Source organism: Cupriavidus sp. R6-3 (assembly GCF_059772245.1).
Genome location: NZ_JCBAJO010000188.1, coordinates 1 through 9131, shown reverse-complemented (window position 1 = coordinate 9131; position 9131 = coordinate 1). Strand labels below are relative to the sequence as shown.

Sequence of the window (9131 nt, the reverse complement as noted above, 5' to 3'; positions counted from 1 at the left end):
GGCACCGAGTTCGACCTGTTCATCGAAGAGGCGGTCGTCAACTTCACCGGCAAGCCCGCCATCGCCCACACCATCAACGGCATGCTGCCGGGCCCGACGCTGCGCTGGCGCAAGGGCGATACGGTGACCATCCGCGTGACCAACCGCCTGCGCGAGCCGACCTCGATTCACTGGCACGGCATCATCCTGCCGTTCGAGATGGACGGCGTGCCCGGCATCAGCTTCCCCGGCATCGCGCCGGGCGAGACCTTCACCTACCGCTTCAAGGTCGTGCAGAGCGGCAGCTACTGGTACCACTCGCACTCGGGCTTCCAGGAGATGACCGGCGTCTACGGCGGCCTGATCATCGACGGCGACGACGATCCGATCCGCGCGGACCGCGACCATACCGTGCTGCTGTCCGACTGGACCGACGAGGACGGCATGCGCGTGCTGTCCAAGCTCAAGACCCAGAGCGACTACTACAACTACAACCAGCCCACTGTCGTCGACTTCTTCCGCGATGTCGCCAACGACGGCATCAAGGCCGCCGTCGACAAGCGCCGCATGTGGAACCAGATGCGGATGAGCCCCACCGATCTGGCCGACCTGTCCGCGCATACGCTGACCTACCTGACCAATGGCGTGACGCCGGCCGGCAACTGGACGGGCCTGTTCAAGCCGGGCGACAAGGTTCGGCTGCGCTTCATCAATGGCAGCGGCAATACCTTCTATGACGTGCGCATTCCGGGGCTGAAGCTCAAGGTCGTGCAGGTCGACGGCCAGAACATCGAGCCGGTGACGGTCGACGAATTCCGCTTCGGTCCCGGCGAGACCTGCGATGTCCTGGTCGAGCCGCGCGACGAGGCCTACACGATCTTCTCGCAGTCGATGGACCGCACCGGCTACGCGCGCGGCACGCTGGCGACGCGCGAGGGGCTGCAGGCCGCCGTGCCCGCGCTGGACAAGGCCCAGTGGCTGACCATGACGGACATGATGGGCGACATGGGGGCGGGTGGGATGGCTGGGATGGCTGGGATGAGCCATGGCGGCGGGCACAACCACGGCGCCGTGCATGGCACGCACGGGACGGACAGCGAGCGCGGCATGCACAGCACGCATGGCGCGCATGGTACGCACGGCACGCATGGCATGTACAGCATGCACGGCACGCACGGGGCGCACGGCATGCACCACGGCGGCATGGCGATGGACCACGGCCAGCACGCCATGCCGACGGCGCCGGCAAACGGCTCGCTGAAGATCCCCAGCAGGACCGCCCGCCACGCGCGCACCGAATACGGCCCGAGCACCGATATGCGGGTCGACATGGCACGGACCAACCTCGACGACCCCGGCATCGGGCTGCGCAACAACGGACGCCGCGTGCTGACGCTGGCCGACATGCGCACGGTCGGCGGTCCGATGGACCCGCGCGGGCCGAACAGGGAAGTGGAACTGCACCTGACCGGCAATATGGAGCGCTACACCTGGTCCTTCGACGGCCTGGAGTTCGGCAAGTCCACGCCGGTCCATTTCCGCCACGGCGAGCGGCTGCGCGTGATCCTGCATAACGACACGATGATGACCCACCCGATGCATCTGCACGGCATGTGGAGCGAGCTGGAGGCGCCGGACGGCTCCTTCCAGGCGCGGCGGCACACGATTCCGGTGCAGCCGGCCCAGCGCATCAGCTTCCTCGTCACGGCCGATGCGCTCGGCCGCTGGGCCTGGCATTGCCATCTGATGATGCATATGGACGCAGGCATGTTCCGCGAAGTGCTGGTGGCCTGACTGGCCCGATGTTCCATCCAAATTCCAAGACGCACGGGGCCAGAGCCATGCCATCGAACATACTTCTTGCCATCCTGCTGGCAGCCGCCGGCATCGGGGCTGCTTGGGGGCAGCAGCCGCACCAGCACGATCACGGTGACCACCAGCAGCATCAGCAGCACCAGCAGCACCAGCAGCACCCGCAGCACCCGCAGCACCAGGAGCATCAGCAAGACCAGCAGCACCGACAGGACCAGCAGCACCGACAGGACCAGCAGCACCGACAGGACCAGCAGCACCAGGAGCATCAGCAAGACCAGCAGCACCGGGAGCATCAGCAACACCAGGAGCATCAGCAGCATCAGCACGGCAGCGCCGCGAAGCCGGCAATGGACCACGGCGACATGAAGATGCAGGGCGGCAGCGCGCCGCCCGATGCCCGCGATCCGCACGCCTATTCCGGCGGCCATCGCCTCGGCGTCGGGCAGTACGCGCTCGGTCCCCATCGGCAGCTGCATATGGCCGACGAGCACCTGTTCGGCTCGGTACTGGTGGACCGCCTCGAATGGGCGCGCGGCAGCGACACCAACGCGGCCGCCTACGAGGCGCAGGCCTGGTTCGGCGGCACCTATGACCGGCTGGTCATCAAGGCCGAGGGCGAGGTCGAGCGCGGCAAGGTCCACGAGGCCCGCACCGAACTGCTGTGGGGCCACGCCATCGCCAGCTATTGGGACACGCAGTTCGGCATCCGCAACGACGCCGGCCACGGTCGCCCCGCACGCAACTGGCTCGCATTCGGCGTGCAGGGGCTGGCGCCCTACTGGTTCGAGCTCGACGCCACCGGCTACCTCGGCACCGAAGGGCGGACGGCGCTGCGGCTGTCCGCCGAGTACGAGCTGCTGGTCACGCAGCGCCTGATCCTGCAGCCGCGCGTCGAGGCCAATCTCTACGGCAAGAACGACCGCGAGGTCGGTGTCGGCAGCGGCCTGTCCAACGGCGCGGTCGGCGTGCGGCTACGCTACGAGTTCAGCCGCCAGTTCGCGCCGTACATCGGCGTCGAGCGCTACCAGACGTTCGGCAATACCGCCGACATGGTGCGCGCCTCCGGCGGCCGCAGCGGCGAGACGCGCTTTGTCGCCGGCGTGCGCGTCTGGTTCTGAGCCGCCCGCCGACAACGGTCCGCGGCCTGCTGCGCGGCCCCCACAGGTCCGCCGAACAGGTCCGGTAGAGGTTCCGTTTGCAGCATTGACAATACCTCGTGCAGATTCTGCGACATCGACTGCCTTACCGAAGCGGATGACGCCTACGCTGCGCACGATAGGTCTCCCCACGCCGGTATCACGCCCGATCGGCGCGCTGGCACGCTCGATGCATCGGTTCGAGTCCGGACGTCTTGTCCGCACATCCGGAGACCATCATGACTCAGCAACAGCAAGGCCAAGGCCAGAAGAGCGGCAGCAAGCAGCAGCAACAACAGCAGCAAAGCAAGGGCGGCCAGCAGCAGCAAGGCGGCCAACAGCGCGAGCGCAAGCAGCAGCAACAGAAGTAAGGCAGTGCGGGAGGATGCGGCGGCGAATGCCCGGAGGGCTTCGCCGCCTGCTTTTTTTTGCGGGCGGCAAGAAGAAACCTGCCGTCGCCGCTAGCCTTTCGCCCCCAGCTGCTCCGCCAGGAACGCCTTCATCGCGGCCCAGGAGCGCCTGTCGGCCCGCGGGTCATGGACGATGCCGCGCTCGGGGAAATTCGCGCCGGCGAAGGTGAAGGCGTGGCGGGCGTGGCCGTAGGCGTGCAACTGCCAGTCCGCTCCCGCGTCGGTCAGTTCCCTGGCAATGGCCAGCACATCGGCCGGCGGCGCGACCGGGTCTTCCCAGCCGTGCAGCAGCAGGACGCTCGCGGAGATTGGCCGCCGCGGGCCGATCCGTGGCGGCTGCAGAACCCCGTGGATGCTGATGGCGGCGACCAGGTTCGGCGGCGCCGCGCGTGCCAGGTCCAGCGCGCACAAGCCGCCGAAGCAGTAGCCGACCGCGGCGATGCGGCGCGGGTCGACGCCGGGAAGCGCCGTGGCGGCATCGAGTCCCGCCAGCAGCCGCCGCTGCAACAGGGCACGGTCGGCCAGCATCGGATTCATCAGATGCGAGTTGTCGCCCATCGGGTCGCCGCGCACGCCCTTGCCATAGACGTCGGCGGCGAAGCAGACGTAGCCCAATGCGGCCAGCCGGTCGGCGCTGCGCTTGATGGGCTCGCTCAGGCCGCTCCACTCGTGGGCCAGCAGCACGCATGGCGCGGATGGCCCGAGGCCGGCGGGCCGGGCCACGTAACCCTCGAAGGTTGTCGCGCCGTCGGTGTAGTCGACGAGCGTTCGTTCCAGCGCAATCTCTTCAACGTCCATACGTCCCTCCTGTCGAGTGCCGCAGGATGCCGCGGCGCGGACGCGCCGTATTGAACGTTTGGGACCGTTTTGAACCGCTGGACCGCCTCGACCGCCTGGGACGACTTGGGACTCGGGACTCGGGACTTGGGACTCGGGACTTGGGACTCGGGACTTGGGACTTGGGACTTGGGACTTGGGACTTGGGACTTGGGACGGCCGGAGACGGCTTGGGACGGATTGGGACGGATTGGGACGGATTGGGACGGATTGGGACGGATTGGGACGGATTGGGACGGATTGGGACGGCTTGGGACGGATTGGGACGGATTGGGACGGATTGGGACGGATTGGGACGGATTGGGACGGACTGGGACGGCTTGGGACGGCTTGGGACGGCTTGGGACGGCTTGGGACGGCTTGGGACGGATTGGGACGGATTGGGACGGATTGGGACGGATTGGGACGGCTTGGGACCGTTCGCGACGCTTCGACCTCGCCCCGTCAGAGATAGAAGGCCGGGCCCTCTCCCGGTTGCCGGCCGAAGTATTCGGCCAGTGGCGAAGGCCCGCCGCGGGCGTAGCCGCCCGGTGTCTGGGCCAGCCGCTGCCGCCAGTTGCGGATCTGGTGCGCCTGGTCGCTGTAGCCGGACAGCGCGTCCCCATCGCCGCGTTGCACGGCCTGGATGCTCGACTGCAGCCGTTCCAGGTCCATCAGCTGCTTGGGGCCGATGCCCAGATGCCGCTGGAACCATCGGTGCAGTTGGCGCCGATTGACGGCGGTCAGCCGGGCGATGTCCTGCACCTGCCGGCCCTGGCGCAACAGCGCGTGGGCCGCGGCCAGCGTCGGCAGCTCGATCGGCGCGCGGGTGGCGTCGAGGCGCCGCAGCAGCCAGGCGTCCAGTTGGCCGGCGATCCGGCGCGGCGCCCAGGCGGCGCTGAGGTCGGCCGCAAGCGAGCAGGCCCTTCCATCGCCCAGATAGGCGGCAAGGTCCATCAGGCGATCCTTGCATTCCGCGCCAATGCCGGGGAACAGCCGCGCCAGCCCAATGCCACTGAGCATCGCCATGACGAAATACGTGTCCGACCACGAGCGCCAGCGACGGCTGTTCGACTGGAAGCCCAGCAGCGAGACTTTGGGGACCGTGGGCCCGCCCTCCATCGCATTGGGACGGCCGAAGTTCACCGACAGCACCGCGCCCGGGTAAGGGCAGGTCTCGATGGGCTGCCCTTCGTACACGCCCTCCAGGTCCTGGACGAACCAGTAGCCGTTGACGTAGGGCGCCAACGCGGGGCAAGGGGCGATCACCTGGAACATGGCGGCGTGGTCGGGAAGGCGGTACGCAGGCGGAGGACAGGCGACGAGTGATGGCTCGCGCAAGCGATGACGCCGAACATACCAGAAGCCGGGCTCCCGGGCGTTGCCCACGCCAGGGCCGCGGATTGCTTCCGGCAGCCGCACGACCCATTCGCGTCGTCACGCCCATTCGCGTCGTCGCGCCCGATCACGTCGTCACACCCAATCGCGTCGTCGCGCCCAATCACGTCGTCACACCCAATCGCGTCGTCGCGCCCAATCACGTCGTCACACCCGATCGCGTCGTCGCGCCCAAACGCGTGGTCGCACGCAATCGCGTCGTCGCGCCCAAACGCGTGGTCGCACGCCATCGTGTCGTTACGCCTCGATCGCGCGCCACGCTCCTATCGCGTCTCGACGTACCGACTGCGTCGTCACGCCTCTATCGCGTGATCACGCCCCCACCGCGTCGCCACGCCCCTACCGCGTCGCGACGCTGGTGCCGTGCAGATACGGCAGGATCACGGCCTTCCAGCGCGCATAGCCTTCGCCGTTCAGATGCACGCCGTCATAGGTATAGGCGCGATCCAGGTTGCCGTCCCGGTCCGCCAGCGCGCGGGCGACATCGATCCATTCGACCCGATCGTCGCTGGCCGCCAGCCCGGCCAGCAGCGCATTGAACTGCGCGACGCGGCCATTGTCGCGGCCGGTGTCGCGTACCTCGCGATTGACCGGCAGCGTGCTCTGCAGATAGATCCGCGTGCCGGGCGACACGCGCCTGACCGTGTCGACGATCTGCCGATAGCGGTCGAACACCTCGCGCTCGTCGAACGCGCCGAGATCGTTGATGCCCGCCATCAGGAACAGCTTGGACGGCCGCGTCTTTGCCACCGACTCGATGCGATCGAGGATGCGTGCCGTCGAATCGCCGCCGATGCCGCGATTGACCACATCGTGGTGGCCCAGAAACTCGCCCCATTCCCCGGCTTCGGTGATCGAGTCGCCGACGAAGACGATCTTGCCGGCGGGCAGCGCGGCATCGAGCGAGCGCAGATGCTGCAGCCGTCCGGCGCTGTAGCCGGAGCCGTCGTCGCGGTGCTTGAGCTTGAAGGCGAGATAGCCGATGCCGCCGAGGCGGTGGATCGCCATCACGGTGGCGCTGACGAACGCCAGGTTCAGCAGCAGCGACGCCACCAACAGCAGTCTGATCGGACGCATGGCCGACTCTCCCGATGAGCGGAGGCTGGGCGGCCGATCTCCCTTCGGCACCGGGCGGCCGCGGCCATGGAAAGCTCCGCGAAAGCCGATCTTCGGACGGCCCATGGGCTCTCGTCCGTGCGACAGCAAACGCTTCTCATTTCAAAGGGGGGTTACGTTGGCACGCCAAGACGCCTGAAGTGCACATCGATATACATCTAATTCATATAGATGAGCTGGTTGACCTTTATGATTTGACCACCTATGATCCGATGCACACACCAACCCACAGAGGAGACACAACGATGATTCACGTCGTATTGCACGACGCCAAGGACACGGTGGCCGTGGCCGTGGTGGAAGGGATCGAGGCCGGCACCGAGCTGAACGCCTGGATCATGGACGAGGACCGCACCATCACGGTGACCGCGCGCCAGCCGATTCCGATCGGCCACAAGGTGGCGCTGCGCGACATGGCGCCGAACGACACGGTCTACAAGTACGGCGTCGACATCGGCAAGGTGGTCGCGCCGATCAAGGCCGGCGAGCACGCTCACGTGCACAACATCAAGACCAAGCGCTGGTAAGCGGCGCCGTCCGGCAGTCCGTGAGGAAAAGCCTTTCGGTCCAGCCATCCCCGCCATCGCCGCTCTGGCAGCCATCGCAGCCCATCGAGGCCATTCCAGTCATTCGAGAACCGAACACCACGCCATGTCCATCATCGATCAAAACACCACCTTCTGGGGCTACCGCCGCGACAACGGCCGGGTCGGCGTCCGCAACCACGTCATCATCCTGCCGCTGGACGACCTGTCCAACGCCGCCGCCGAGGCGGTCGCGCATGCGATCAAGGGCACGATGGCGATTCCCCATCCCTATGGCCGCCTGCAGTTCGGTCCGGACCTGGATCTGCATTTCCGCACGCTGATCGGCGCGGGCAGCAATCCGAACGTCGCCGCCGTGGTGGTGATCGGCATCGAGGACGGCTGGACCAAGCGCGTGGTCGACGGCATCGCGAAGACCGGCAAGCCGGTGGTCGGCTTCGGCATTGAGGGCCACGGCGACCACGAGACCATCAAGCGCGCATCGAAGGCCGCCAAGGAATTCGTGCAGTACGCCACCGCGCTGCATCGCGTCGAATGCCCGATCGCCGACCTGTGGGTATCGACCAAGTGCGGCGAGTCGGATACGACGTCGGGCTGCGGCGCCAATCCGACGGTCGGCAATGCCTTCGACAAGCTGCATCCGCTCGGCACCACGCTGGTGTTTGGCGAAACCTCGGAGCTGACCGGCGGCGAGCATATCGTCGCCGCACGCTGCGCCAACGATGAGGTGCGCCACCAGTTCATGGCGATGTTCGAGCGCTATCAGGCCATGATCGACCGCTGGAAGACCACCGATCTGTCGGAATCGCAGCCGACCAAGGGCAATATCGCGGGCGGCCTGACCACCATCGAGGAGAAGGCGCTCGGCAACATCCAGAAGATCGGCAAGAAATGCACGGTCGACGGCGTGCTCGACAAGGCCGAGGAGCCGACCCATCCCGGCCTGTGGTTCATGGACTCGTCGTCGGCCGCGGCCGAGATGGTGACGCTGTGCGCGGCATCCGGCTTCGTCGTGCATTTCTTCCCGACCGGGCAGGGCAACGTGATCGGCAACCCGATCGTGCCGGTGATCAAGCTGTGCGCGAACCCGCGCACCGTGCGCCTGATGAGCGAGCACATGGACGTCGATTGCTCCGGCCTGCTGCAGCGCGAGCTGAACCTGGACCAGACCGGCGACAAGCTGCTCGAGTGCATGCTGGCGACCGCCAACGGCCGCTGGACCGCGGCCGAGGCGCTGGGCCACCGCGAGTTCGTGCTGACCCGCATCCACGAGTCGGCCTGATGAAGCGGATCTGCATCAGCGAGTTCATGGACCCGGACGCGGTGGCCGCGCTGACGCCCGGGTTCGAACTGCGCTACGAGCCCGACTGGGTCGATCGGCGCGCCGAGCTGCTGGCGGCGCTGCCTTCGGCGGACGCGCTGATCGTGCGCAACCGTACGCAGGTCGATGTGGCGGTGCTCGACAGCGCGCCGCGCCTGCGCGTGGTGGGGCGGCTCGGCGTCGGCCTGGACAACATCGATGTCGAATCGTGCAAGGCGCGCGGCATCCGCGTGATCCCGGCCACCGGCGCCAATGCGCGTTCGGTCGCCGAGTACGTGGTCACCACGGTGGCGATGCTGCTGCGCGGCGCCTATCAGGGCAGCGGCGAGGTGATGCAGGGCAAATGGCCGCGCGCGCGTCTTTCGGAGGGGCGCGAGGCGCTGGGCAAGACGCTGGGCCTGATCGGCTTCGGCGATATCGGCCGGCAGACCGCGGCGCTCGCCCAGGCCTTCGGCATGCGCGTGGTTGCGCACGATCCGATGCTGCGCGATGACGATCCGGTCTGGCAACGCAGCGGCGTCGCGCCGCGCGGCCTCGATGCGCTGCTCGCGGAAGCCGATGCGGTCAGCCTGCACGTGCCGCTGGTGCCGGCGAC

Annotated in this window: 9 protein-coding genes; 6 read left to right on the top strand and 3 right to left on the bottom strand. The window is 67.5% G+C overall.

What is annotated here, in order from left to right:
- The 3 genes from AC6EI8_RS20785 to AC6EI8_RS20775 all read left to right on the top strand — a co-directional run.
- Positions 1–1773: copper resistance system multicopper oxidase (locus tag AC6EI8_RS20785; RefSeq protein ID WP_498382756.1), on the top strand; the 1773-nt coding region annotated here is incomplete at its 5' end.
- Between the two features lie 47 nt (positions 1774–1820).
- Positions 1821–2912: a copper resistance protein B gene (locus AC6EI8_RS20780; RefSeq protein WP_498382755.1), complete on the top strand. Its 1092-nt coding sequence runs from the start codon at positions 1821–1823 to the stop codon at positions 2910–2912.
- 257 nt (positions 2913–3169) lie between these two features.
- Positions 3170–3301 (top strand): hypothetical protein, encoded by a 132-nt coding sequence (locus AC6EI8_RS20775; protein ID WP_255650794.1) that lies wholly within the window; start codon positions 3170–3172, stop codon positions 3299–3301.
- A gap of 90 nt (positions 3302–3391) precedes the next feature.
- Here AC6EI8_RS20775 and AC6EI8_RS20770 read toward each other — a convergent pair whose 3' ends face one another.
- The 3 genes from AC6EI8_RS20770 to AC6EI8_RS20760 all read right to left on the bottom strand — a co-directional run bounded on the left by AC6EI8_RS20770 (position 3392) and on the right by AC6EI8_RS20760 (position 6631).
- The gene (locus AC6EI8_RS20770; RefSeq protein ID WP_498382754.1) at positions 3392–4138 is read right to left on the bottom strand and encodes a dienelactone hydrolase family protein; all 747 of its coding nucleotides are present in this window, start codon (positions 4136–4138) and stop codon (positions 3392–3394) included.
- Between the two features lie 483 nt (positions 4139–4621).
- Positions 4622–5434: a helix-turn-helix domain-containing protein gene (locus AC6EI8_RS20765; protein ID WP_498382753.1), complete on the bottom strand. Its 813-nt coding sequence runs from the start codon at positions 5432–5434 to the stop codon at positions 4622–4624.
- A gap of 459 nt (positions 5435–5893) precedes the next feature.
- Positions 5894–6631 carry a GDSL-type esterase/lipase family protein gene (locus tag AC6EI8_RS20760; RefSeq protein ID WP_187829128.1) on the bottom strand — a complete coding sequence of 246 codons (738 nt, stop codon included), beginning with the start codon at positions 6629–6631 and terminating at the stop codon, positions 5894–5896.
- Positions 6632–6915: 284 nt separating this feature from the next.
- Between AC6EI8_RS20760 and AC6EI8_RS20755 the strand changes: the two genes are divergently transcribed.
- From AC6EI8_RS20755 to AC6EI8_RS20745, 3 genes are all read left to right on the top strand, one after another.
- Positions 6916–7197, top strand: a complete 282-nt coding sequence (locus tag AC6EI8_RS20755; RefSeq protein WP_006575911.1) for a UxaA family hydrolase — start codon at positions 6916–6918, stop codon at positions 7195–7197.
- 124 nt (positions 7198–7321) lie between these two features.
- Positions 7322–8497, top strand: a complete 1176-nt coding sequence (locus AC6EI8_RS20750) for a UxaA family hydrolase (protein WP_149317205.1) — start codon at positions 7322–7324, stop codon at positions 8495–8497.
- Positions 8497–9131 (top strand): NAD(P)-dependent oxidoreductase (locus AC6EI8_RS20745; RefSeq protein ID WP_498382752.1); only part of this gene is annotated, 635 nt, incomplete at its 3' end. The genes AC6EI8_RS20750 and AC6EI8_RS20745, both read left to right, overlap by 1 nt.

Bases quoted from the DNA above. Each gene is read 5' to 3' on its own strand.
- AC6EI8_RS20775 (WP_255650794.1), top strand. From the start codon at position 3,170: ATGACTCAGCAACAGCAAGGCCAAGGCCAGAAGAGCGGCAGCAAGCAG.
- AC6EI8_RS20750 (WP_149317205.1), top strand. From the start codon at position 7,322: ATGTCCATCATCGATCAAAACACCACCTTCTGGGGCTACCGCCGCGAC.
- AC6EI8_RS20770 (WP_498382754.1), bottom strand. From the start codon at position 4,138: ATGGACGTTGAAGAGATTGCGCTGGAACGAACGCTCGTCGACTACACC.
- AC6EI8_RS20780 (WP_498382755.1), top strand. From the start codon at position 1,821: ATGCCATCGAACATACTTCTTGCCATCCTGCTGGCAGCCGCCGGCATC.
- AC6EI8_RS20755 (WP_006575911.1), top strand. From the start codon at position 6,916: ATGATTCACGTCGTATTGCACGACGCCAAGGACACGGTGGCCGTGGCC.
- AC6EI8_RS20765 (WP_498382753.1), bottom strand. From the start codon at position 5,434: ATGTTCCAGGTGATCGCCCCTTGCCCCGCGTTGGCGCCCTACGTCAAC.
- AC6EI8_RS20760 (WP_187829128.1), bottom strand. From the start codon at position 6,631: ATGCGTCCGATCAGACTGCTGTTGGTGGCGTCGCTGCTGCTGAACCTG.